The organism is Parerythrobacter jejuensis (assembly GCF_039536765.1).
GTDB lineage: Bacteria > Pseudomonadota > Alphaproteobacteria > Sphingomonadales > Sphingomonadaceae > Parerythrobacter > Parerythrobacter jejuensis.
Genome location: NZ_BAAAZF010000001.1, coordinates 981857 through 1005744 on the forward strand (window position 1 = coordinate 981857; position 23888 = coordinate 1005744).

General features: G+C 61.6%; 27 protein-coding genes. 19 read left to right on the top strand and 8 right to left on the bottom strand.

Going from position 1 to position 23888, the window contains the following annotated elements:
- Window positions 1–11 precede the first annotated feature (11 nt).
- The 12 genes from ABD653_RS04775 (at window position 12) to ABD653_RS04830 (ending at window position 9388) form a co-directional block, all read left to right on the top strand.
- Complete coding sequence (locus ABD653_RS04775; protein ID WP_160780107.1) at window positions 12–590, top strand: NifU family protein; 579 nt, start codon at window positions 12–14, stop codon at window positions 588–590.
- A gap of 26 nt (window positions 591–616) precedes the next feature.
- Window positions 617–1225, top strand: a complete 609-nt coding sequence (locus ABD653_RS04780) for a malonic semialdehyde reductase (RefSeq protein ID WP_160780108.1) — start codon at window positions 617–619, stop codon at window positions 1223–1225.
- 117 nt (window positions 1226–1342) lie between these two features.
- The gene (gene tsaB, locus ABD653_RS04785) at window positions 1343–1969 is read left to right on the top strand and encodes a tRNA (adenosine(37)-N6)-threonylcarbamoyltransferase complex dimerization subunit type 1 TsaB (protein ID WP_160780109.1); all 627 of its coding nucleotides are present in this window, start codon (window positions 1343–1345) and stop codon (window positions 1967–1969) included.
- On the top strand, window positions 1966–2421 hold the full coding sequence (locus tag ABD653_RS04790) for a GNAT family N-acetyltransferase (protein WP_160780110.1): 456 nt from the start codon (window positions 1966–1968) through the stop codon (window positions 2419–2421). The genes tsaB and ABD653_RS04790 overlap by 4 nt, the downstream gene beginning before the upstream one ends.
- Window positions 2422–2569: 148 nt before the next feature.
- The gene (locus ABD653_RS04795; protein WP_160780498.1) at window positions 2570–3010 is read left to right on the top strand and encodes a Ros/MucR family transcriptional regulator; all 441 of its coding nucleotides are present in this window, start codon (window positions 2570–2572) and stop codon (window positions 3008–3010) included.
- A 120-nt stretch (window positions 3011–3130) separates the two neighbouring features.
- On the top strand, window positions 3131–3553 hold the full coding sequence (locus tag ABD653_RS04800; protein ID WP_160780499.1) for a Fur family transcriptional regulator: 423 nt from the start codon (window positions 3131–3133) through the stop codon (window positions 3551–3553).
- Complete coding sequence (locus tag ABD653_RS04805) at window positions 3549–4418, top strand: lysophospholipid acyltransferase family protein (protein ID WP_325065429.1); 870 nt, start codon at window positions 3549–3551, stop codon at window positions 4416–4418. The genes ABD653_RS04800 and ABD653_RS04805 overlap by 5 nt, the downstream gene beginning before the upstream one ends.
- Before the next feature lie 64 nt (window positions 4419–4482).
- On the top strand, window positions 4483–5823 hold the full coding sequence (gene miaB, locus ABD653_RS04810; protein WP_160780111.1) for a tRNA (N6-isopentenyl adenosine(37)-C2)-methylthiotransferase MiaB: 1341 nt from the start codon (window positions 4483–4485) through the stop codon (window positions 5821–5823).
- Between the two features lie 95 nt (window positions 5824–5918).
- Window positions 5919–6962: a PhoH family protein gene (locus ABD653_RS04815; protein ID WP_160780112.1), complete on the top strand. Its 1044-nt coding sequence runs from the start codon at window positions 5919–5921 to the stop codon at window positions 6960–6962.
- Window positions 6963–6999: 37 nt separating this feature from the next.
- On the top strand, window positions 7000–7488 hold the full coding sequence (ybeY, locus tag ABD653_RS04820) for an rRNA maturation RNase YbeY (RefSeq protein ID WP_160780113.1): 489 nt from the start codon (window positions 7000–7002) through the stop codon (window positions 7486–7488).
- 18 nt (window positions 7489–7506) lie between these two features.
- Window positions 7507–8439, top strand: a complete 933-nt coding sequence (locus ABD653_RS04825) for a hemolysin family protein (protein WP_160780114.1) — start codon at window positions 7507–7509, stop codon at window positions 8437–8439.
- Between the two features lie 64 nt (window positions 8440–8503).
- Window positions 8504–9388 carry a LysR substrate-binding domain-containing protein gene (locus ABD653_RS04830; RefSeq protein WP_160780115.1) on the top strand — a complete coding sequence of 295 codons (885 nt, stop codon included), beginning with the start codon at window positions 8504–8506 and terminating at the stop codon, window positions 9386–9388.
- Here ABD653_RS04830 and ABD653_RS04835 read toward each other — a convergent pair.
- The 3 genes from ABD653_RS04835 to ABD653_RS04845 are packed head-to-tail and all read right to left on the bottom strand — an operon-like array spanning window position 9385 to window position 11258.
- Window positions 9385–9843 (bottom strand): hypothetical protein, encoded by a 459-nt coding sequence (locus ABD653_RS04835; protein ID WP_344705288.1) that lies wholly within the window; start codon window positions 9841–9843, stop codon window positions 9385–9387. The genes ABD653_RS04830 and ABD653_RS04835 overlap by 4 nt on opposite strands.
- Window positions 9830–10774, bottom strand: a complete 945-nt coding sequence (locus tag ABD653_RS04840; protein ID WP_160780117.1) for an alpha/beta hydrolase family protein — start codon at window positions 10772–10774, stop codon at window positions 9830–9832. Before ABD653_RS04840 ends, ABD653_RS04835 begins: the two co-directional genes overlap by 14 nt.
- Window positions 10775–10796: 22 nt before the next feature.
- The gene (locus ABD653_RS04845) at window positions 10797–11258 is read right to left on the bottom strand and encodes a peptidylprolyl isomerase (RefSeq protein ID WP_160780118.1); all 462 of its coding nucleotides are present in this window, start codon (window positions 11256–11258) and stop codon (window positions 10797–10799) included.
- A gap of 100 nt (window positions 11259–11358) precedes the next feature.
- Here ABD653_RS04845 and mgtE point away from each other — a divergent pair, with 100 nt between their 5' ends.
- Window positions 11359–12804 carry a magnesium transporter gene (gene mgtE / locus ABD653_RS04850; protein ID WP_160780119.1) on the top strand — a complete coding sequence of 482 codons (1446 nt, stop codon included), beginning with the start codon at window positions 11359–11361 and terminating at the stop codon, window positions 12802–12804.
- 43 nt (window positions 12805–12847) lie between these two features.
- Window positions 12848–13240 carry a DUF1489 family protein gene (locus tag ABD653_RS04855; RefSeq protein WP_160780120.1) on the top strand — a complete coding sequence of 131 codons (393 nt, stop codon included), beginning with the start codon at window positions 12848–12850 and terminating at the stop codon, window positions 13238–13240.
- Here ABD653_RS04855 and ABD653_RS04860 read toward each other — a convergent pair.
- Genes ABD653_RS04860 through ABD653_RS04875 form a run of 4 tightly spaced genes read right to left on the bottom strand, consistent with a single transcriptional unit; the run spans window position 13237 to window position 16929 of the window.
- Window positions 13237–14046, bottom strand: coding sequence for an SDR family NAD(P)-dependent oxidoreductase (locus tag ABD653_RS04860; RefSeq protein ID WP_160780121.1), 810 nt, complete (start codon window positions 14044–14046; stop codon window positions 13237–13239). The genes ABD653_RS04855 and ABD653_RS04860 overlap by 4 nt on opposite strands.
- A complete protein-coding gene (locus ABD653_RS04865; RefSeq protein ID WP_160780122.1) occupies window positions 14043–14729 on the bottom strand; it encodes a DsbA family oxidoreductase in 687 nt (228 codons plus the stop codon). The genes ABD653_RS04860 and ABD653_RS04865 overlap by 4 nt, the downstream gene beginning before the upstream one ends.
- Entirely contained in the window at window positions 14726–15610 is an 885-nt protein-coding gene (gene nudC, locus ABD653_RS04870) for an NAD(+) diphosphatase (protein WP_160780123.1), read from the bottom strand. Before nudC ends, ABD653_RS04865 begins: the two co-directional genes overlap by 4 nt.
- A gap of 8 nt (window positions 15611–15618) precedes the next feature.
- Window positions 15619–16929 carry a serine hydrolase domain-containing protein gene (locus ABD653_RS04875; protein WP_160780124.1) on the bottom strand — a complete coding sequence of 437 codons (1311 nt, stop codon included), beginning with the start codon at window positions 16927–16929 and terminating at the stop codon, window positions 15619–15621.
- Between the two features lie 118 nt (window positions 16930–17047).
- Between ABD653_RS04875 and ABD653_RS04880 the strand changes: the two genes are divergently transcribed.
- Entirely contained in the window at window positions 17048–17272 is a 225-nt protein-coding gene (locus ABD653_RS04880) for a hypothetical protein (protein WP_160780125.1), read from the top strand.
- On the opposite strand, the gene mutY is transcribed toward ABD653_RS04880, so the two are convergent.
- A complete protein-coding gene (mutY, locus tag ABD653_RS04885; RefSeq protein WP_160780126.1) occupies window positions 17269–18297 on the bottom strand; it encodes an A/G-specific adenine glycosylase in 1029 nt (342 codons plus the stop codon). The genes ABD653_RS04880 and mutY overlap by 4 nt on opposite strands.
- Before the next feature lie 29 nt (window positions 18298–18326).
- Here mutY and ABD653_RS04890 point away from each other — a divergent pair, with 29 nt between their 5' ends.
- From ABD653_RS04890 to ABD653_RS04905, 4 genes are all read left to right on the top strand, one after another.
- On the top strand, window positions 18327–18908 hold the full coding sequence (locus ABD653_RS04890; protein WP_160780127.1) for a DUF721 domain-containing protein: 582 nt from the start codon (window positions 18327–18329) through the stop codon (window positions 18906–18908).
- A complete protein-coding gene (locus ABD653_RS04895) occupies window positions 18905–19582 on the top strand; it encodes a DsbA family protein (protein WP_160780128.1) in 678 nt (225 codons plus the stop codon). Before ABD653_RS04890 ends, ABD653_RS04895 begins: the two co-directional genes overlap by 4 nt.
- A 113-nt stretch (window positions 19583–19695) precedes the next feature.
- Complete coding sequence (locus ABD653_RS04900) at window positions 19696–20451, top strand: thioredoxin domain-containing protein (RefSeq protein WP_160780129.1); 756 nt, start codon at window positions 19696–19698, stop codon at window positions 20449–20451.
- A gap of 9 nt (window positions 20452–20460) precedes the next feature.
- Entirely contained in the window at window positions 20461–23883 is a 3423-nt protein-coding gene (locus tag ABD653_RS04905; protein ID WP_160780130.1) for an AAA family ATPase, read from the top strand.
- The last annotated feature ends 5 nt before the right edge of the window (window positions 23884–23888 follow it).

A 23888-nucleotide genomic window follows, 5' to 3' on the forward strand; every position in this document is an offset into this window, starting at 1 on the left:
ACATCAAAGGCATGTTCATCGAGACCGAAACCACCCCGAACCCGTCGACCCTCAAATTCCTGCCGGGACAGCAGGTGATGCCGAGCGGATCGCGTGAATTCACCACGCCGGAGGATGCCGAGGCGAGCCCGCTGGGACAGGCGATTTTCGATACCGGCGAAGTCACCAATGTGTTTTTCGGGTCCGACTTTGTCTCGGTGTCAAAGGCGCCCGGTGTCGATTGGCCTGATCTAAAGCCGCAAGTGGTGTCGATCCTGCTCGATCATTTTGTCAGCCAGGCCCCCTTGTTTGCCGGTGGCGATGCGAGTGGGATTGCCGTGCCGGCAGAAGAAACCATGGTCGTCGAAGACGATCCAGCCAATGCCGAGATTGTCGAGCAGATTAACGAGCTGCTCGAGACCAGAGTTCGCCCGGCAGTGGCAGGCGACGGCGGCGATATTGCTTATCGCGGGTTCAAGGACGGGGTCGTCTACCTAACCCTGCAGGGCGCCTGCTCCGGATGTCCGTCTTCCACGGCAACGCTGAAGCATGGAATCGAAGGATTGTTGAAACATTATGTGCCCGAGGTCGTTGAAGTCCGCGCAGCCTGAATTTTGGCCCACGCGAGAGGGATTTCATGACCAAACAATATCACGACACCATCCTGAGCGACGCCGCGCTTGACCAACTCTACAATCACGCGCGCACTTATAATGGCTGGCTCGACAAAGATGTCAGCGAAGACCAGCTGCGCGCCATTTACGATCTGATGAAAATGGCGCCGACCTCTGCCAATATGCAGCCAGGCCGGTTTGTCTGGGTCCGCTCGCAAGAGGCCAAGGAGCGCCTGGCCGAATGTGCTTCGGAAGGCAACAAGGACAAGATTCGCGCTGCCCCGGTCACCGTCGTGATCGGATACGACATCGATTTCCACGAGCAATTGCCGTGGCTGTTTCCGCACACCGACGCCAAGAGTTGGTTCGAAGGCGATGAGGAAGGCCGGATCGAGGGAGCCAAGCGCAATTCCGCCCTCCAAGGCGCTTACATGATCTTGGCGGCACGCGCACAAGGACTGGATTGCGGCCCTATGTCGGGCGTCGATCTTGACCAGGTCACCGGCGCATTTTTTGCCGACCAGCCGCGCGTGAAGGCCGACTGGGTGTGTTCGATCGGTTATGGGGACCCGAACACAATCTTCGACCGCAGCCCAAGACCGGATTTCGAACGCTTTAATTCCATCGCCTGACCGGTTTTCGCTTCCGAGAGCGCAATTTGGTGTCCGCGCGTCAATTTTTGGCGCTTGCGCGACCGGTCCGATGCGTGGCATCGCCTGTTGCGGGACTGAAGGGCAAGAAATTCCATCATGAGAACACTGGCAATCGATTGCTCGACTGAAGCATGTTCGATTGCCTTGTTCGAAGATGATGCGCTGGTCGCAAACGACCATCGTGTTCTCGGTCGTGGTCACGCCGAGCACCTTGTCCCGATGATCGCACAACTGCCAGACAAGGGATGTGCCGACCGCATATTGGTCGCGCGCGGACCGGGCAGTTTCACAGGAGTGCGGATCGGTATTGCCACCGCCCGCGCGTTGGGCCTGGCATGGAAGGCCGATATTGCTGGCTACCCCACGCTGGGCCTTGTTGCTGCGATGGCACACGCCCAGCATCCCGGCGAATCGCTGGATGTCGCCATGACCGGGGGTCACGGTGATTGGTTTGTCCAGTCCTTCGATCCCTTCGGCGCCCCTGCATCGCCAAATCGATCTATGGCGCCAGACGCTGCGATCGCGGCGTACCGGGCAGAGATCGTCGCAGGCACGGAAGCAGAAGCCCTCGTGTCCCGGCGCGGATACGGAACGGCGCTCTCCCTCCACCCCGATGCTTCGTTTGCGCTTTCTATCCTCCCGGATTTGCTCGGCACAGATGTGAGCCCGATCTATGGCCGCGCACCCGATGCAAAACCTGCCAGGCCAAGGCCCAAGCCATGAAGGATGATCTCGACCGGATCATGCATGTGATGGATGCCGCCTTCGATCCGGCGTGGGGTGAGGCATGGAACCGCCGACAAGTCGAAGGATCCTTGGTGCTACCAACCACCTTCTATCGTCTCCTTAATAGCGAAGGGAACGAAGCGCTGCCGGGAGAAAAACCAGCCGCCTTCGCCATGGTCAGGGCCGCGCCCGGCGAAGAAGAGCTACTGCTGATCGCCGTGCACCCGACCTCGCGCCGTCGTGGCCTAGGCGGACTTCTGGTCGAGTTGCTGGCGACAGATGCCAAGGCGCGTGGGTCGGAACGGCTGTTTCTAGAGATGCGCGAAAACAACACGGCCCGGACCTTGTACGAAAGCCATGGTTTTATCCCGATCGGGCGCAGAAAAGATTATTACAAGGCGGCCGATGGCACCCGTTTGGACGCAATTACATACGCCAGAACACTGTAATTGCTCCGCTTCCGAAGTATTAGTGGTTAATCTCCAGCCACTTATCCCAACGGCGTGTTGAATTCACACTTCATTTGATCCATGGGCATCAATGGGACGCCCGGTAGCAATGCCGGTAAAATCGATCGCAAATGAAGTTGAGGACAATATGGAAGAATTTGAAACTGATATGGCGGAAACGCTTATCACGCTCACATCCGATATTGTTGCTGCACATGTCAGCAACAACGATGTCGACGTGGATGCCGTGCCGTCGCTGATCACCAATGTATATGGCGCTCTTGCGGGCTTGGGACAGGACGAAGAGCCTGCCGAAACCCGCCCGGATCCCGCTGTATCCATTCGTGCTTCGATCAAGCCGGACTATATCGTGTGCCTGGAAGACGGAAAGAAGCTGAAAATGCTCAAGCGTTATCTCCGCACCAATTACGATATGTCGCCGGAAGAGTATCGCGCGCGCTGGGAACTGCCCGCCGATTACCCGATGGTGGCACCGAACTATGCCGAGAAGCGGCGTGAGCTCGCCAAGAAAATCGGCCTGGGTCGCAAGCCCGGCCAGAAGCGTGGCCGCAAGAAGAAGGCCGGCTAGGAAACAGAACGAGAGCGGTGGTGCGCAATCGCGCGCACCCCGCTTGAGTGCGACGCCCCGTCCCTCTAAGGGTTCGGGGCGTCTTCTATTTCGGGAGACATGACTTTCTGGAGGTTGGGGTTGCCGCAACGGATCGATCTCGAACAGCTGTGTGCCGACAAGGGCTTGCGCATTACCGAACAGCGGCGGGTTATCGCCAAGGTGCTGTCAGACAGTGACGACCATCCCGATGTCGAGCTGCTGCATGAACGCGCCTCGTCGATCGACCCGAAGATCTCGATCGCTACGGTCTACCGTACCGTACGCCTGTTTGAAGAAGCCGGCATTCTCGATCGCCACGATTTCGGAGACGGTCGCGCCCGTTACGAGGCCGCGCCCGAGGCGCATCACGACCACCTGATCGATGTCGAAACCGGCAAGGTTGTCGAATTTGTCGATCCCGAGCTCGAGGCGCTGCAGAAACAGATTGCCGAAAAGCTCGGCTATCGCCTGGTCGACCATCGCATGGAACTTTACGGCGTGCGTCTCGATCGTGACGATTGATCCCGATTCCAGGGACTGGGCCCACCGCGCGGCGGCCGCGAAAGGTGTCCCGACCCCTCTGAATGCGATCCAGTGGATTCGCTTCACCGTGCGGCTGCTGATGATTGTGCTGGCGCTCTTCATCTTCGTACCGGCGCATTACGCCTATCGCATCTTTGCCTATGGGTCGCCCTTCCCCATGTGGTTTTTGGGACTGACTGCCCGCATTGTCGGTGCGAAAGTCGAAACCCGCGGCGTCCCGCTGCGCCGCGACGTGTTCTTTATCGCCAACCATGTCTCCTGGATCGACATTCTCTCGCTTGCCGGCGCGAGCGGCACGGCCTTCGTCGCCAAGCAGGAATTGGCGCAGGTGCCGGTGATCGGCTGGCTATGCCGGCTCAACCGCACGGTTTTCGTCAAGCGCGAAAACCGGTTGGGCGTCGCCGAGCAGATCAATGCCCTGCGCGAGGCGCTGATGGACAATTGGTCAGTCACAATTTTCCCTGAAGGTACGACGACCGATGGCCATTCGCTGTTGCCGTTCAAAAGCTCCATGATCAGTGTGCTGGAGCCTCCGCCGCCCGGTGTAATGGTGCAGCCGGTGGTGCTGGACTATGGCGAAGTCGCCGAGTGGATCGGCTGGATCGACAATGAAGGCGGGGTCAACAATTTCAAGCGGGTGCTGGCGCGCAAGGGCACTTTCACTCTCGTGCTGAACTATCTCGAGCCGTTCAGTCCGGAGGAGTATCATGGCCGCAAGGCGATATCCGCCAAGGCCCGCGAAATGATCGAAGAGCAACTGGAAGCGAGCCTGGGCCACCCGGTCCGCCCGTTCAAGTTCAACGTCGAACCGATCCGCTACAGCGCGCCGGAAATGATCGAATAGGCGTCGGGTCCTTGGAACTCGGCACTTGGATTGGCCTCCAGCTTAGCCTAAAGGCCCTCCCCTCATGAAACCGACGGAAACCCCCAAGACTTACCGAGTCAAAAGTTTCGGCTGCCAGATGAACGTTTATGATGGCGAGCGGATGGCGGAGATGCTGGCCGAAAAGGGTATTGCGCCTGCGCCGGAGGGGGAGGACGCCGACCTGGTGGTGCTCAACACTTGCCATATTCGCGAGCGCGCGGCGGAAAAGATCTATTCCGACATCGGGCGCCTGACCAAAGGCAAGACGCAGACCAAGCCGCCGATGATTGCGGTCGCCGGATGTGTAGCGCAGGCCGAGGGCGAAGAGATCATGAAACGCGCACCGGCCGTGTCGATGGTGGTCGGGCCGCAAGCCTATCACCGCCTGCCAGAGATGCTGGACAGGGCCGTGCAAGGCGAACGTGCGACCGACACAGACATGCCGCCGATCGCCAAATTCGATGCGCTGCCCCGTCGCCGCAAGAGTGCACCAACCGCCTTCCTGACGGTGCAGGAAGGGTGTGACAAATTCTGCACATATTGCGTGGTGCCCTATACCCGCGGCGCCGAGATTTCCCGCCCGTTCGTGGACCTGATCGCCGAAGCGCAAAGCCTGGTCGAGGCCGGTGCGCGCGAGATCACCTTGCTGGGCCAGAACGTCAACGCATGGAGCGGGGAGGACGACAAGGGCCGCGCCATCGGGCTTGCGGGCCTTATCCGCGCCCTCGCCCCCATCGATGGGCTGGAGCGGCTGCGCTACACCACCAGCCATCCCGCCGACATGGACGACGCGCTGATCGCGGCCCATGGCGAGATCGAAATTCTGATGCCCTACCTCCATTTGCCGGTGCAGAGCGGTAATGATCGAGTCTTGAGGGCAATGAACCGCAGCCACACCGCCGAAAGCTATCTCAAACTGCTCGAGCGTTTCCGCGCCGCGCGGCCCGACATTGCGTTGTCGGGAGACTTCATCGTTGGTTTTCCCGGAGAGACCGAGGCCGAGTTCAAGGACACATTGAGCATCGTGGACGAAGTCCGCTACGCTCAGGCCTACAGCTTCAAATACTCCCCTCGCCCGGGCACCCCGGCGGCGACGATGGAAGGCCAGATTGCGATGGAGGTAATGGATGAGCGCCTGCAGCGCCTTCAGGCCCGCCTCAACCGCGACCAGCATGCCTTCAACGCGGCCACCGAAGGCAAGACCTGCACCGTCCTCGTCGAACGCAAAGGGAAGCATCCCGGCCAGTGGCTAGGCAAGTCTCCATGGCTGCAATCCGTCTGGTTCGAAGGCGAAGCTGCGATCGGAGATCTGGTCGAAGTCGAAGTGGTCGAAGGCGGACCGAATTCTTTGGCCGGCAGGCTGTTGGTAGCCGCGCCTGCATGACACTTGCGTGACTTTCCCCAGCGACGTTGGACGGGGCAACTTGCACTACCACCACCGCAGCGTAAACTCGCGAACGACTCACTTGAAAGGAGCGCATGGGCCGTAGACCTACCCGCACCGCCGATCCGGCATTTTCGCCCGATCCCCGATCAACCGGCGGGCCAAACCGTGAAACCCGCCGTGCCAAGGTGGACATGGAATTCGACAACCAGTCTTTACTGGTGCCGCTGTTCGGACAATTCGATGCCAATCTGGTCCAGGTCGAAAACCGGCTCGGCGTGTTCATCTCGGCGCGCGGTGACCATGTCCAGATCGAGGGGCCCGAGGATAGCGTTGCCCGGGCGCGCGACGTCTTGCAGACCATGTATGACCGGCTCGCGCTGGGGCAGGATCTGGATGCGGGCGCGATTGAAGCGCTGATCGGCATGTCGAATGAACCGACGCTGGACGGCATTGTAAACGCCGATGCCCAGACGCCACCGATCATGATCCGCACCCGGCGCAAGACGATTGTGCCGCGCAGCGCGACCCAGATCAGCTATATGCGTTCACTCAGCCGGGATGATATTATCTTCGCGCTAGGCCCGGCCGGAACAGGCAAGACCTATCTCGCCGTGGCGCAAGCCGTTAGCCAGCTGATCACCGGCAGCGTACAGCGCCTGATCCTGAGCCGCCCGGCGGTGGAGGCAGGCGAGAAGCTGGGCTTCCTGCCCGGCGACATGAAAGACAAGGTCGATCCCTATCTGCGCCCGCTCTATGATGCGCTGTATGATTGCATGCCGCCCGAGCAGGTGGAGCGGCGAATCGAAAGCGGCGAGATCGAAATTGCCCCTATCGCCTTCATGCGCGGACGTACTCTGGCGGACAGTTTCATCATCCTCGACGAGGCCCAGAACACCACCCGCGAGCAGATGAAGATGTTCCTCACCCGCTTCGGCCAGAACAGCCGGATGGTGATTTGCGGCGATCCCAAGCAAGTCGACATCCCCGGCGGCGACCGGATGAGCGGATTGGCTGATGCGGTCGACAAGCTTGAAGATGTAGACGGATTTGGCACGATCCGCTTCAGCGCAGCCGACGTTGTGCGCCACCCGATCGTGGGGCGGATTGTCGAGGCGTATGAAGGGCCTGTGGAGTGACTGAATTTTTCCCCCTCTTCTTTAGAGGAGGGGCTTTTTGACGATCGAAATTGAAGTCGAAGATTGGCCGGATGGCGATTGGTCAGCGCTCGCCGAGCGCGCTGGAGACGCTGCGTCTCATGTCGAACCTGTGCTAGCCAACGCCCGCCTCGAAACCAGCGTCCTGTTCACTTCTGACGCACAGGTCCATCAGCTCAATCGCGAATGGCGCGATCGTGATAAACCCACCAATGTCCTGTCTTTCCCAATGCTTGAGCGTGACAGCTTGCTGGCGCTCGAGACAGACGGACCACCCGAAATGCTGGGCGATATTGCGCTGGCATATGAGACTTGCGCGCGCGAGGCAGACGAAAAAAGTATTTCACTGGAAGATCACACCGCCCATCTGATCATCCATGGGCTGCTCCATCTGGCAGGGCATGACCATGTCACATCCGACACACAGGCCGAGGCGATGGAAGCGATGGAAATCGCGGCTCTTGCAAAAATGGGCATTGCGGACCCATATGGGGATCGCAACGTATGAGGAGTGCACTGCAGGGCCATGCCCGACACCGATAGTGACAGAAGCTCTAACGCCGGAGAGGCGGAGAGTAGAGGCGGGCTGTGGCTCGCAATCCGAAAATTCTTTGGCAGCGATGACGGCGATCGTTCCCTTCGGGCCCAGCTCGAAGAGAAGATCGACGAGCACGAGGAAGATGAATCGTCCGGCCAGGAAGAGCCGACCGAAGGCGACCTGTCGCCGGTCGAGCGGCAGATGCTGCGCAACCTACTCCATTTCAGCGAGCATGATGCCGATGATGTCGCCGTCCCGCGGGGCGAGATTGTAGCGGTCGATGCAAAATCGAGCTGGGACGAACTGCTCGCCGTATTCTCGGACAACAGCCATTCGCGCCTGCCCGTCTATCGTGATCAGCTCGACCAGGTCATCGGGATGATCCACATCAAGGATGTGTTCCCCTATCTGATCGACGGCAAGACTCCGCCTGCCGACTGGACCACGTTGATGCGCCAGCCACTTTATGTGCCGCAGGCCCGCAATGCGCTGGACGTGCTGGCCGACATGCGTACGCGGCGGACTCATCTGGCTATTGTGCTCGACGAATTCTCGGGCACGGATGGCTTGATCACGATTGAAGATCTGGTCGAGGAAATCGTCGGCGAGATCGAGGACGAGCATGACGATGCGCCCGACATCAGGATCGCGCCGATCGGTGACGGGATGTGGGATTGCGATGCGCGCGCCGAATTGGATGACGTGGCCGAAATGATCGACCCGCAACTCGCCGAAGTCGAGGAATCCGTCGACACGCTGGGCGGCCTGACCTTCGTGCTGGCCGAGCGCGTCCCGCCCGTGGGCGAGATCGTGGAACATCCCAGCGGCTGGCATATCGAAGTGATCGATGGCGATGAAACGCACGTGACTAGGCTGCGCTTGCACGCACCGGAAACGAAGCCGGAGAAAACGCCAGCCTAGACCTTAGGCACTACGGCCCAAATCCCTTCTCGACATTGCGTTTTTTGCACTCCACATGGAGCGCATGCCGACACGTCGCCTCCCCCCGCTCCGCGCCCTCGAAGCCTTCATGCGCACCGTGCGCCTGGGTTCTGCACGCGCTGCAGCCGATGAATTGAACCTCAGCCCCAGCGCGCTGAGCCGCCGGATTGCCAATCTGGAGGAGTTTGTCGGCAAGAAGCTGTTCACCCGCGCACGCCAGGCAATGACGATGACCGACGAAGGCCACCAGTTCTACGAGGCGGTCAGCCCCCATTTCGAGGCATTGGCCCGCGCTGTCGAGGGGCAGTCTGACAATCTCTCGCTGTTGCGCCTGCGGCTGGGCGTGTTGCCGCTGTTCGGAAGCCAGCGCCTGTTCCCGCGCATGGCGGAATTGCGCAAGCGCCATCCGCTACTGCATATCGACACCGATACCGGCCCCCATCTGGAAGATCGGGTCGGCGATACGCTCGATGCTGCAATCATACTCAGCCGCGGGCCGGACCGGCGATTGCACGCGGTTCGCCTGGACGAAAACAAGGTGCACGCGATCTGCAGCAAGGATGTTGCCGCCAAGCTGGGCGACAGTCCGGACCTGGAGCGCCTGACCTCGCAGACTTTCCTGATCCACACCGAATTGCCTGAAAGTTTCGAGGCGTGGAAAGCGGAGCTGGGGCTGCGCGATCTCGATCCGTCAGCCATCGATCACTACGATTCCGGCCAGCTGATGCTGGAGGCGGCGGCTCAAGGCCTGGGCATCGCCATCATGCATGACGATCACTTGCGCCGCGCCGACGATGATCGCCTGACCGAGCTTTACGATGCCGAAGTCGAAAGCCCGTATAGCTACTGGTTCGTCTGCAAACCAACCGCCCTGGAAGAACGGCCCGTGCGGCTGTTTCATGACTGGCTGGTCGGCGCGGGGCTCTAGTCCAGCAACCGGAGTGCACCAAGCCGCGCGGCGTCCTTGGGTCGGTCAAACAATCGTAACATGCCCTCCAATTCAGGGCGCGTTGGGACGTAAACCAGCACCGTACCCGCTGTGACAGGCGTGCGGGTGTGAAGTTGCAAGTCCTGCATCCTGCTATCCCTCATTACGCGCAGTCCGGCCATGAATTCGACGCTGATCGGCGGGTCGTTCCATATGCCGAAGACTGTCGATGCAAATTGGTGATGGGCGCCTCCAGGCGCGATCGGAATTCCAAGCTGCGGGAACAGTTGGGAGGCATCGCGTTCGCTTAGCAAAATATCAATATCGGCCACTGGGCCCGGATCTGCCCCGTGCAACGCAACGGCCGCGCTGCCGATGATCCACCATTCGTCCTGCATTTCTCCCATCACGCGCGTGACCATCACGAGCGAGGCGATCAAGTCAGGACTCATCATCTTCCGGCGGGCGCGGCTGGTGGATGCAGGGCTCTTTTTGCCAGTAATTGTCCCCCGGATGCACTTTGTCGGCCGGTCCACATTCCACCGGCGGTTTGGAAATATCGTTGGGGCCCAGCAGCGATCCGGCATAGGCGTCGCGATAGGCAGCAATCCAGGTCAGGCAGTCGCCCAGCGGACGAATGCCATGCTTTTCCCCCGCGCTGCGGTTGGGCGCGCAATTGATGACCAGCATCTGTGCCGCTGGCGGAGAGCGATAGCGGCGCAGCACCCGCAGGAACTCGCCGCGTTCGGAAATGGCGACCCGATCCTTGTCGTTGGTGGCCGAATCTCCGCGATAGAAGGGGGAGACGTTGAACACGTAAGCCCGCACGCCGGGATTCTCGATCGAGATCTGGGTCGACAATGCGCCTCCCAGCGAATGGCCGGTCAGCACGATAGGAAGATCAGGATAATCCGCTGCGAAACGGTCCCGCTCCGCAGCGTAAACGGCGCGCGCGGCCACGATCTGGTTTTCCCTCAACGATCCGTAGATAATGTCGGTCGGGCTTGAAAATTCGGTCCCGCGAAAGGCCAAAATCCGGGCGATCCGGGGGCCACGCGCGAAACCTTCGGGCGTCTTGCGAACCTCAAACTCATCATACAGCGCGTAGTCGAGTCCGTCGCGCATATCCTGTTCTTCGTCGGTGACAGGAATGATCCCGACCTCTTCGAAGCGCACGCCCAGTTCGGTGTAAGTATCCTCGTCATCATACGCATTGCTGGACAGCATGGCATAGCCGTAGCTGTCTGCCGCCGCTTCACGCGTGAAATCACACCACCCGCCCGGATCGTTCCGGCACGGGCTGCGACTTTGGGTGATGTCAGGAAACGACGTGATGCAGCCGCCCAGAACCAGCGGCGCAAGCATGGCCAGGATCGGGCGCTGCATCACATCATTTCACCTGTCCTGCTCAGGCAACCGTAGCCTTCACGATCTTGCCCGGCTCGGCGGGTGGCTCACCCTGGGGCAAGGCATCGATGTGGTCCATGCCGTCGGTGACCTGACCCCAGACCGTGTATTGGCCATCGAGGAAATGGGCATCGTCGAAGCAGATGAAGAACTGGCTGTTAGCGCTGTCAGGCACCTGGGTCCGTGCCATCGAGCAAGTTCCGCGGGTGTGCGGCTCAGCGTTGAATTCCGCCTTCAGATCGGGCTTGTCGCTACCGCTCATGCCGGTGCCGGTCGGATCACCGCCCTGCGCCATAAAGCCGGGGATCACGCGGTGGAACACCACGCCATCATAGAAGCCTTCACCGGCGAGTTCGGTAATCCGCTCGACATGGCCGGGGGCGAGATCGGGGCGCAGTTTGATGACCACGTCGCCCCCTTCGCCATTGCCGGTGTCGAGCGTGAGGGTGAGAGTATCGGCCATAGTCTAATCTCCTGTGGAATCTTGCGCCCCGATATAGAGATGCATGGCCCGATGTCACCCCGTGCCTTGCAATCATCGACCAGCCGCTTAGACGGGCGACATGGGGATCGATGAGCGCCAGGACGAAGACGTGATGCTCGCCGAAATGGCGGAGGATGGCGCGCGCCCCGATGACCGGATCGATGACGAACGGCTCGACGAAGAAAACACGCTCAAACCCGAATATGTCCGCGCGGTTCGCGATGCCCTCGATGCAGGCGAAAACACGACCGTCTATGATCTGGTCGAGCCACTGCACCCTGCTGACATCGCCGACTTGCTCGAGCTGTTTGACAAGGACGACCGGGCCCAGCTGACGGCTGCTATCAGTGACTTGATGAGTTCGGACGTGGTGGCCGAGCTCAACGATTATGTCCGCGAGGACATGATGGAGGCGCTGCCTGCCGATGCCGTGGCGCAGATCGCCGAACAGCTCGAGACCGATGATGCTGTCCAGCTGATCGAGGATCTCGACGCGCCCGACCAGGCCGCCATCCTGGCCGAGATGGAACCGGAAGACCGGGCCGCGATCGAAAGCGCGCTTGCCTATCCGGAAGAAACGGCCGGCCGCCTGATGAGCCGTGGCTTTGTCGCGGTGCCGGAAAGCATGACCGTTGGCGACCTGATCGACTACCTGCGCAGGGAAGGTGATCTGGCGGTCGAGTTCTTCGAAGTCTTCGTTGTCGATGCCTCGCACCATCCGGTCGGCACCTGTGCTCTCAGCTGGATCCTTACGACCCCGCGCCAAATCGCTCTCACCGATGTGATGAAGCGCGACCAGACGCTGATCCCCGTTACGCTCGACCAGGAAGAGGTCGCGCTGATGTTCCAGAAATACGGCCTGATCTCGGCCGCTGTGGTCGATGAAGACGGGCGGCTGGTCGGACAAATGACGGTCGATGACGTCGTCCACATTGTCTCCGAAGAAGCAGGCGAGGATACGCTGCTCCTGTCGGGCGCAGGCGACGGCGACATTAACGAGCCGATCCGTGATGCCTATTCCTCGCGCGTGCGCTGGCTGGTCGCCAATCTCGGCACCGCGTTGGTGGCTAGCTCTATCATCTGGTTCTTCGGCGCCGCGATCGAAAAGCTGGTCGCGCTCGCCGTGTTGATGCCGATCGTTGCCAGCATCGGCGGCAATGCGGGCACCCAAACCATGGCGGTCACCGTGCGCGCAATCGCGATGAACCAGCTGACACGGTCCAACACCGGACGGATATTGTGGCGCGAAACGCGCGTCGCGCTGCTTAACGGGGTTACCATTGCGGTGCTGATCGGCATCGGCACAGCGGCGATTTTCACGCCGATGCTGGGCATCGTGATCGCGGCAGCGATGGTGGTGAACATCATCGTCTCGGGCCTTGCCGGGGTGCTGGTCCCGGTCGCGTTCGAACGGCTCGACCAAGACCCTGCCGTCGCCTCCAGCGTGTTTGTGACCATGATCACGGACTCGATGGGCTTCTTCGCTTTCCTCGGCCTCGCTGTCGCCAGCGGGCTGGTGGGCTAAGGGCGGTCTTGAGCCTGATGCCCCAAGCTATATTGCGCTAGCCATGCCCCTCAACATGACCAAGATCGCCTTTGGCGCGAAGAGCTGGGATGACCTGGCTGGTTGGTATGTCGACCGCAGCGAGATCAAGCTGACGACGCGCTACCTGCCCAAGCGGCACGAGGAAATGGAGGGCGGATCTCTCTACTGGATCCTCAACCATTCACTGGTGGCACGGTCCGAGATCCTCGGCTTCAGCCAGACGCCGGAAGGGCGGTGGTTCATCGAATTGGAACCCAAACTGGTGCGGGTCGATCCGCTCCCCAAACGGGCCCATCAGGGTTGGCGCTACCTGACCGAAGACAAGGCTCCGCGCGATTTGAAAGAGGGTGAGGATGTGGGCGATGCCCTGCCCGGCAAGCTCCAGCTCAAATTGAAGAAGCTGGGCCTGGTCTAGCTGCGTTTCTGCGTCAGTGCCGCCAGCACTGTGCGTACGTCATGCGCTTCGTCGCCATCCTGTCGCGAGGCATATTGTTCGTATGCTGCATTCAGTGCATCGATCCGCTCGTTCACGCGGACGGTGTTGTAGGAGTGGCTGACCACGAAGCGCTCGTTGGCTAGCAGTTGCGGGACGACGATCTCGGCATAGTCGGCCACATCCATCCCGAATTTCATGAAGCGTTCTTCACCCAGCGGGGTGAACACCCAGCCCGGGATGATCAAGCCGGCATGGACATGCTCGGGCAAGTCTTCGCGGAAACTCTCGGTCATGCCCAGCACGGCATGTTTAGCAGCGATATAAGCGGCGGTTTGCGGCACGGCACAAAAGAAGCTGTTCTCGCTGCCGGTGTTGTAGATCGCACTGCTATGCTCTTGCGCGATCATGCGCGGGGCAAAGGTGCGACACCCGTTCCAGACACCCCAGAAATTGACATCGAAATGCGCCCGCGCCGCTTCGGGATCGACTTCCCACAGTTTGCCGCGCACTCCGCCCACACCGGCATTGTTGAGGAGCAGGTCAACCCGGCCTTGCCAGCCAAATGCTGCTTCGGCAAAGGCTTCGACAGATGCCAGATCAGACGTGTCGCAGCGTACCGTAAGGGCATTCCCTCCCAATTCAGTTGCGGCATTTTCGAGCTTCTCGTCGTCAATATCGCCAAGCACGACCGAACCGCCCAGGGCGACGAGCTTGCGCGCGATAGCCAGCCCGATCCCGCTGGCACCGCCAGTGATCGCTGCAACCTTGCCGGAAAATTCCGTCACGCGATTTTCTCGGCCACCCGGCGCAGGGCGTTGATGTAGGATTCAGGCGGCTGCGCCCCGGGGATCATGAACTTGCCTTGGATCACCATCGCCGGAACCCCGGTAATGTTGAGATCCCAGGCCTGTTTCTCTTCAGCACGCACTTTCGCAGCCAGGGTCTCGTCGTTCAAAGCTGCAAGAGCGCCTTCACGATCGAGCCCTACCGAAACCGCCACATCCAGCAACACATCACGCGCCGACACATTGCGACGCTGGTTGAAATGGGCGCGGAACAGGGCAAGCTTCAACTCGGTCTGCTTCGCCGCACCGGCACTTTCCAGCGCCCAGGCCAGCAGCCGGTGCGCGGCGAAGGTGTTCCACATCATGGCCGGGGGAGCCTCACCCTCACCTTCATAGGCAAGTGACACGCCTGCGCTGTCAGCAATTGTCTTCATTTGCCCGCGTACGGCTGCACCCTCTTCGGCGGAACGACCATATTTGCGCTGCAAATGCGCTGACTGATCCTCGCCCGCCTCTGCCATATCAGGATTGAGCTCGAACGCATGCCAGCGAATGTCGGCCTCAATCTCGCCCTCCAATTGCTCAAGCGCCTTGGTCAGTTGGCCGTAACCGATGGCGCACCACGGGCACATCACATCGGACCAGATGTCGATTGTCATGCGGCGCGGTGCGGTATCGGTCATGTGTTGAGCCACCATTGCATCAGATTGTGGGCGATTGCGTGTTTTGGCGGCGCGCGGAACGGCCCCGATCCTTCCAGCGAAGCGACCACTTCCTCACGCGTGAAGAAGCGAACCTCTGCCATTTCGGTTTCGTCGATCACCAATTCATCGTTGTCGGCGTGGCTGTGGCACCCGATCATCAGCTGGCTTGGGAACGGCCAGGGCTGGCTGGCAACGTAGGACACATCGCGCACCCTGACACCGGCCTCTTCATAGACTTCGCGCTGGACCGCTTCCTCGATCGTTTCGCCCGGTTCTACAAATCCGGCCAACGCCGAAAACGCGCCTTCGGGCCAGCCTTTGCCCCGTCCGAGCATCAACCGCCCTTCATGCTCTGCCAGCATGATGGTGACCGGATCGGTACGCGGAAAATGCTGCGCCTTGCAACTGTCGCAGCCGCGCTGCCAGCCGCCCTTGGCGATCTTGGTAGAGGCACCGCATTGGGCGCAAAACCGATGGCGTGCGTGCCAATCGATCAAGCTGCGCGCGCCGCCATAGGTTGCCAAATCGCCCGGATCGAGCGTCGCCATCAGAGACCAGAGCTGCGGGTTGGCCATGCGCGGGCTGGCATCGCCTTGCGCAGGCACTGCCGCAAAGCAGGCTTTCTCACCGCCATCGGTGCGGTCGATCCCAAGGAAGACCAGCTCAGCATCGTCGGCTGCATCGGCCAGCGAACCCCATGCTAACCGCCCGTTGTCGTCAAGCGACGGCATTAACCCGTCAAGCGCCAGGAACCTGGCCTTCCAGTTCATGTATCCGGCCAGCCGCTCCGGATCGGCGCGAACGTGGTCGGCCCGGTCAATTGGCGAACCGGAAAATGCGATAGCCCCCTGCGCGGTCATCAGCTGGCTCAGCCGCCCTGCATCGCGGCCAAGTCCTTGGCCACCAATTCAGGGAACTGGTTCTGGATCGGATAGGTGTCGCTCGGCATATACTGGGTGAACAGCGCAGCACGCAGATTGGCGCCGTAATGCACGAAGGCCGCTGTGCCCGCAGCGCCGCCCCAGCCATAGGCGCCATCACTTACGCGGCCACCGGCGCCAAAGCCCTGGCCCGCCATCCATGTGCCTTCGGTATCAACGCCCTTGGGCAAAATGTTCGACGTACCCACGCGCACGGCCAATTCGCCCATCACGCGGGTGCCATCAATCATGCCATACCCCAGCAGCATGCGCAGGAACCGGTCATAATCGCGCGGCGAGCACACCAGCCCGGCACCGCCGAACGGAAATGCGGGCTCATCCAGATAGATCGAACTGTCTGCCGGATCGATCGGGAACGGGGTCCCTGCCACGATGCCGTAATTGGTGGTGTAGCGACCGATCTCGCTCTCCGGCACGGTGAAATAGGTGCTGGTCATGCCAGCCGGATCGAACAGGCGCTCCTTCAGGACCTGGTCGAACGGCTTCTTCTCCACCACTTCGATGACACGGCCTAGCAAGTCGAGACTGACCGAATAGCTCCACTTGGTCCCCGGTTGCAGCACCAGCGGCATTTCGGCGAGCCCGTCGGCGAATGCTTCCAGGCTGCCGACCGGCTTGCCACGGCCAAGGCCCGGCAGCGGCAGGCGTGTAACCTGGCCCGGGATCAGGCCCTTTTCTTCATAGGCCTTCTGGATCGGACCTTTCTGGATGATGCCATAGCCCAGCCCAGCAGTGTGGGTCAGCAAATGGCGGATCGTGATCGGCCGTGCAGCCGGTTCCAGATTGTCCTCGGTGATCGCGCCGTCATATTCCTTCTGCACCATCATTTCGCCATAGGCGGGCAGTATTTCCGCAATCGGCTGGTCGAGGCGCATCAGGCCATCATCGATCAGCATCATAGCGGCCATGCCGGTGATCGGCTTGGTCATCGAATAGATGCGATAGAGGCTGTCCATATCGACCGCAGTCGACCCATCGACAGCCAACGTGCCCTTGGCGATGGCAGAGGGTTCTGCCTGGCCCCACCCGAAGCTGGCGAGCATGTTGGCGACCTTGCCATTGCTGACATAGTCTTCGACCGCGGCCGCGACATTTTCCCATGGGCCAGGCTTGACCTGGGCCAAGGCGGCCCGGCCAAATGGCACACTTGCCAACGTCGCCGCTCCGCCAAGATAGGCGCCTCCGCGCAGCAGAGAGCGACGGGAAAGCTGGGCGTCCTGGAAATCTTTATAGGCCATTGGGGGTCAGGTCCTCTTTCGAAACTTTGTATTTGGATGAGTGTGTGAGGGATCAACAAGGTGGCGTCAATTGCCGATCCCCCTTGAAATTGCTAACTGTGCTACCCATATAACACACATGCTTAATCTCCTCTCGATCCTGACTGGGATCATATCCCTCATCATCGTCATCCCTGCGACCATTCCCTTGCTGGGATGGGCCAACTGGCTTGCCCTGCCCCTGATCGTGATCGGCGTGGTGCTCGGCCAATTATCCTCGTCAGGACGCGGCGGGCGCAATTTCTGTCTGATCGTAGGCCTGATTGCAGTCGTACGCCTCAGCCTTGGTGGCGGCATTTTCTAACCGGCCAGAACGCGCCTTGCCGCCTTGGCAAACAAGGTCGGCAAGCCCGCCTGCTCCAGCCGGTCGAGCGGCCACCACTCGCCCTTGATGGCGGGCTCCTGCTCGGTCCGCGTAACCATGACTGACAAGTCCAGCGAGAAATGCGTGAAGCTGTGCGACACGCTGCCAGCCTCGGCCCATTCACCGTCAAACGGCGGGATAGAAGAGCCATCGCCTTTGGCTGACCAGCCATCATCCGGCAGTGCGCGCATCCCGCCCAGCATACCCGTGCCCTCTCGCGTGACCAACCACACGGATTGTTCGCGCTCGATCCAATAGGCTTGCCCCGCCCGGATGGGCTTTTCCTTCTTTGGTGCCTTGAACGGAAAGTGCTCCGGCTCTGCCATCCGCGCCTCGCAATGCCGTGAGAGCGGGCACAACAGGCACTGCGGAGAGCGAGAGGTGCACACCGAAGAACCAAGATCCATCATCGCCTGTGCGAAATCGCCCGCACGACACTCCGGCGTAATGGCGTCGGTATGCGTGCGGATGACCTTCCGCGATTTGGGAAGGGGCTCCTCGATCGCAAACAGGCGCGATACGACCCGCTCGACATTGGCATCGACCACCACGGCCCGTTCGCCGAAGGCAATCGCGGCGATCGCCGCGGCTGTATAATCGCCAACACCGGGCAGTTTCCGCAGCTCCGCCTCGGTTTCGGGGAAGGCTCCTAGTTCTGCAACCACGCGCGCGGCCTTGGCGAGGTTGCGGGCCCGGGAATAATAGCCCAGCCCTGCCCACGCCGCCATGATCTGATCATCGGGAGCCGCTGCCAGCGCTTCGACCGTGGGCCAGATGTGCAAGAACTTCGCGAAATACGGTTTTACCGCCGCCACAGTCGTTTGCTGAAGCATGATTTCGCTTAGCCAGACGCGATACGGATCAGGTGCAGGCTGCCCCGGCGCGGCCCGCCACGGCAAATCGCGGGCATGGCGATCGTACCAGTCCAAAAGTTCGGTAGAAATGGCGTTGTCGCTGGCAGTCACGCTGCGCCTATGCCATGGCCTGTTGCGCAATGGAACGGGACAACGACACTCCTGAAAAGAAGGGCGGCCCTGCCGACAAAAGGGGCCCGGCCAAGAAGAGCGTGCGCAAATCTGCCAAGCCGTATGAACGGCCACGCGGGCGTGGAGCGAAGGCGGTGGGTGACCTGATGCCGCAGATCGGCCGGACCGCATTCCGCCGCTTCGGTTTCGTGCAAAGCTCCGTTGTCACCCGTTGGCCCGAAATTGTCGGGCACCACCATGCCAAGGTCTGTTCGCCCGAGGCGATCCGCTTCCCGCCCGGCGAAAAGTCGGAAGGCATCCTGCAGCTGGTCGTCCTTCCCGCCCATGCGCCGCTGATCCAGCATGTCATCCCCGAAATCATCGAGCGGGTAAACCGCTTCTTCGGCTATGCCGCAGTCTCGCGGGTGAAGATCCGGCAAGGCGCGGTTAAGGCACCGCGTGCTGAAGAAAAACCCAAGGCGCCGCCGTCGCTCAAGCCGATCCCGATGGAATTGGGAGACAGCTTGCGCGATATCGGTGATCCGGAGATGCGCGCTGTGCTGGAGGGGCTGGCACGCAGTCTTGGTGGGCAAGAGGACACGGAACAATGATCGCATCACGCCGGCTCAGCGCCAGCGTTCTCGCACTGGCCGCATTTGCGGTGATGGGGGCGGGCAAGAACTGGGTCACCGAAGTGGAGCGGACGGACGTATCGCACATTATCGGCAATCCCGAAGCCGAACTGCAGCTGACCGAATTCATCAGCTATACCTGCCCCGCTTGCGGCGCGTTTTCGCGCCAGGGCGAGGAGATCGTCAAGCTTGCTTATGTCGGCCCCGGCAAGGCGAAGCTGGAAATCCGCCATGTCCAGCGCAACGTCGTCGATATCACGGCCACCATGCTCGCCTGGTGCGGGCCGAAAGAGAAATTCCTACGAAACCATGTCGCGCTGATGTTCGCGCAGGACAAATGGCTGGCGAAACTGGACAAGGTGTCCGACGGCCAGAGACGCCGGTGGTTCAGCGGCCCCGAGGCACAACGCCGCAAGGCCGTCGCCAGCGATCTGGGTTTCTACGATATTTTCGAACAGCGCGGTTATGGCCGGGTCGCGATCGACCGGTGCCTGTCAGATCAGGCCATGGCCGAACGCCAGGCCCGTGCCACGGCGGACGATGCGACGACGTATTTCGTCACCTCAACACCCGCCTTTGCCATCGACGGCGTCAAACTGACCGGTACTTCCAGCTGGGAAATGCTGGAGCCGCAATTGAACGCCCGTTTCTGACCCTGCCGGCGTGTTGCCCTGTTGGCGTTCCTGTGGATACTAACTACACCCCGTTTCACCCTGCAGGCCGTTCGGTCTAGCCTCTCCCCCGTTCCGACGAAGGACTCCATGACATGACGATCTCTCGCCGTATGAAAATTGCCGCACTCCTTGCTCCACTGGCCCTGGCGATTTCCGCCTGCGATTCCGCCGGTAGCGAAGGCGAAGATGCGATTGCCGGTGAACCTGTGGCCGCGGTGCCTGCGCCCGAAGGCCAGGAATGGGCCGAAGTCACCACAGTGACCGAGCAGCAGGGCCACCAGATCGGCAATCCAGATGCAGCGATCAAGCTGGTCGAATATGCCTCGCTCACCTGCCCCACCTGCGCCAGTTTCTCGCAAGCGGGTTTCGAGACCCTGCGCGACGAGTATGTGAATTCGGGCCGGGTCAGTTTCGAACTGAGGCCGCTGGTCCTCAATGGCTATGACCTCGTCCTGTCGCGCCTTGCTCGGTGCAGCACCGATGAAGCTGTGGTTCCATTGTCCGAACAGGTCTGGACCAATTTCGCCGAAGTGATGGGCAACGCGCAACAGAACGGCGCGGCTATGGAACAGGCGATGAGCCTTCCGGAAGACCAGCGCTTCGTCGGGGTCGCAGAGGCGACCGGCCTGTTCGAATTCTTCGCTGCTCGCGGGCTGAGCCGTGACCAGGCGCGCAGCTGCCTGGCCGATGTCGATTCCGTCAAAGGCCTGGCCGATCGGTCCAGCCAACAAGGTGAGGAATTCGGCGTGACGGGCACCCCGACCTTCTTCGTCAACGGCCAGAAGGTCGAAGGCGTGGTCAACTGGGAAGGCGTCGAGCCGATCCTCCAGCGCGCCGGAGCCCGCTAAGGACCCGGCATGCAGATACGGCGGCTCAAACTCAGCGGATTCAAGAGTTTTGTCGAGCCTGCCGAACTGCGTGTCGAACCCGGATTGACCGGGGTTGTCGGACCCAACGGGTGCGGCAAATCCAACCTTCTCGAAGCCATCCGCTGGGTCATGGGCGAGAATTCGCCCAAGAGCATGCGCTCTGGCGGGATGGAAGATGTCATCTTCGCGGGTACCGAAACCCGTCCGCAACGCGATTTCGCCGAAGTCGTGCTGCAGGCTGTCGACGATCATGGCGAGGAGCTGGATGTCACTCGCCGGATCGAACGCGGGGCCGGTAGCGCCTATCGCGTGAACGGCCGCGATGTGCGGGCCAAGGATGTCGCGCTGACGTTTGCCGATGCCGCCACTGGCGCGCATTCGCCCGCTCTCGTCAGCCAAGGCAAGATTGCGCAGGTCATCGCCGCCAAGCCTGCAGAACGGCGCCAGATGCTGGAAGAGGCCGCCGGGATCGCAGGCTTGCATGTCCGGCGCAAGGATGCCGAGAGCAAATTGCGCTCGACCGAAAAGAACCTCGAACGGCTCGAGGACCTAATGGCAGGGCTCGACAGCCAGATTGCTTCGCTACGCCGTCAGGCCAAGCAGGCAGAGCGGTACACCAAACTGTCGGACCAGATCGCCACAGCCGAAGCCCGACTGCTGTTCGCACGCTGGCGCAATGCAGCCGAAGCCGCCGAAGCTGCACGGGCCGAGGCCAAGACCTCAGAGGAGAAAGTCGCCGCCGCACAGGCAGCTTCGGTCGACGCCCAGAAAGCGCAGCGGGCAGCCGCCGAGGCCTTGGCCGAAGCGCGTGAGGAACAGGCTGACCGCCGCGACGATGCCTCTGCCCATGGGCACAGGATGGCAGCGCTGACCAGCCAGTTGGAAGCTGCCGAGCAGAGACTTGCCGATCTCGACCGCCAGAAAGCACGGCTGGAAGAAGATCGCGGTGAAGCTGACCGGCTGACCCGCGATGCAGCTGAAGCACTGGCGCGGCTGGAGAAAGATCTGGCGGCGAACGAGAAAGCCCTCGAAGCGGACGAAGCACGCCGCCCTGCCCTTGCGGACAAGCTGGACGACAGCGAGCGGGCCGGACGCGCTGCCGAACTGGCGCTGGCGAAATCGACCGCTGATCATGCCGGGGTCGAGGCTGAATGGCGTGTCGCCGGTGCCGAGATCGAACAGGCCGAGGCACGGCTGGCGCGGCTGGTGCGTGAGAGCGAGCGACAGGTTGAATTGCGCGCCTCTCTGTCAGATGACGGCGATCCCGATCAGGCCGTCGACGCAGCCAAATCTGCCGCCGCCGCTGCCACCGGCTCGCTGGAGACTTTGCGCCAAACGCTCGAAATGCAGCGTGCGCGCAAGGAAGAGCTGCAACAAGCCCGTGACGATGCGGCCAGTTTGCTTTCCCAAGCCCAAGCCGAACTGTCGGGTATCGAACGTGAATATCAGGCGCTTGAACGCGACCGCGTTGCCCGCGAGAAACAGGCCGCTGGCCGCCAAGGCCTGCCCGCCGCGCTCGACACAATTCGGGCCGAGCCGGGCTATGAGCGCGCGCTCGCCGCGGTTCTGGGGCGCGATGCCAAGGCCCCTCTTGGCCGACCGGCAGGCGATCCCGAGGGTCGTTTCTGGACCGGTCGTGCGGCGCCTTCACCTGTCGCGGACAGCTTGGCCGCGCATGTGACCAATTGTCCCGACCAGCTCGCTGCCCGGCTGGCGCTGGTCCATGTTGCCGACACGGATGACGCACGCGAACTGGCCCCTGGCGAGTGGATCGTAACCCGCGACGGCGCATTGCGTCGGTGGGATGGACTGGTCGCGCGCGGACAAGGTTCTGCCGAAGCCGCACGGCTGGAAGCTGCCAACCGGCTGGCCCAGCTGGAACAGGAATTGCCCGGCAAGCGCGCAGCGAAGGAACAGGCGCTGTCGGCGCAGACGTCGGCGCAAGACGAACTGTCCGAGCTTCAGCGAGATCTCGTCGGCGCAGAACGCGCAGTGGGCGAAGCGAGCGAAGCCGAACGTCAGGCCTTGCGGGCGCTGGATCAGGCCGAGGCTGCGCGCGAGCGGATTGCCACTCGTCTGGAAGAACTCGAAACCGCCAAAGGCGAGCTGGCCGAACAGCGCAGCCAGGCTGAAGCCGAGTTGAAGGCCGCGCAAGACAAGCGCGCCGCTCTGCCCGATCCCGAATCGGGTCGCGCGCAATTGGAAGCAGCGCAAGCGAAGAACGATGCTGCGCGCTCCGCCATGCAGGCCGCCACGGCCGAGCTGGCCGCGCATGACCAGGGACTGGCCGTCGCACGCGAACGCGCAGCGGCGCAACGGTCTGACAAGGCGAATTGGGAAGCCCGCTCAGGCGAGGCGGCGCAACGGCTTTCGGGCATGGAGCAGCGCTTCGAAGAAATCGCCGAGGAACGCGCGGTAATCGCCGCCAAGCCCGAAGGGCTGATGCGCGAGATCGAGCAAGGCGATGTGGTGCGTGCCCGCTTGGGTGAAGATCTCGCCAAGGCCGAAGCCGCCGTCACCGCCGCGCAAGACACCGCGAGCCAGGCCGAGCAGGTCATGGCCGCCGCTACCGAAGCGCTGGCTCTCGCTCGCGAGTCGCGTGCCGGGCTTGCCGCACGTGCCGAAAATGAAGAGGCACGGCGCAGCGAAATGGCGCGGATTTCGGGCGAGCGGTTCCAGTGTCCGCCCCCATTGCTGGCCGACAAGTTCGATTTCGAGGCCGAGAATATCCAGTCCAAGGAGGCCGAATCCGAGGAAATGGATCGCCTCGTTGCCAGTCGGGAACGGATCGGCCCGGTCAATCTGGTGGCCGCCGAAGAGTTGGCGCGGATCGAGGACGAGCACGGCGCAAGTGCGGCGGAGCAGGCTGAGCTGGCCGAGGCGGTTTCGCGTCTGCGTGGCTCGATCGGCAATCTCAATCGCGAAGGGCGTGAGCGGCTACGCACCGCCTTCGAGCAGGTCGATACCCATTTTCGCCGCCTTTTCACCAAGCTGTTCGATGGGGGTCAGGCTCATCTGGCCCTGATCGATAGCGACGATCCGCTGGAGGCAGGGCTGGAGATTTACGCCCAGCCGCCCGGCAAGAAACTGCAATCTCTCACCCTGCTTTCCGGCGGCGAACAAGCGCTTACGGCCATCGCGCTGATCTTCGCCTTGTTCCTGACCAATCCGGCGCCGATCTGCGTGCTCGACGAAGTCGACGCCCCGCTCGATGATGCCAATATCGATCGTTTTTGCGACTTGCTCGATGCGATGACGCGCGAGACCGATACGCGCTACCTGATCGTCACCCACAACGCCGTGACCATGAGCCGGATGCATCGCCTGTTCGGCGTCACCATGGTCGAACAGGGGATTAGCCGCCTGGTCAGCGTCAATCTGGGTGAAGCAGAATTGATGGCGGCGGAGTAAGCTGC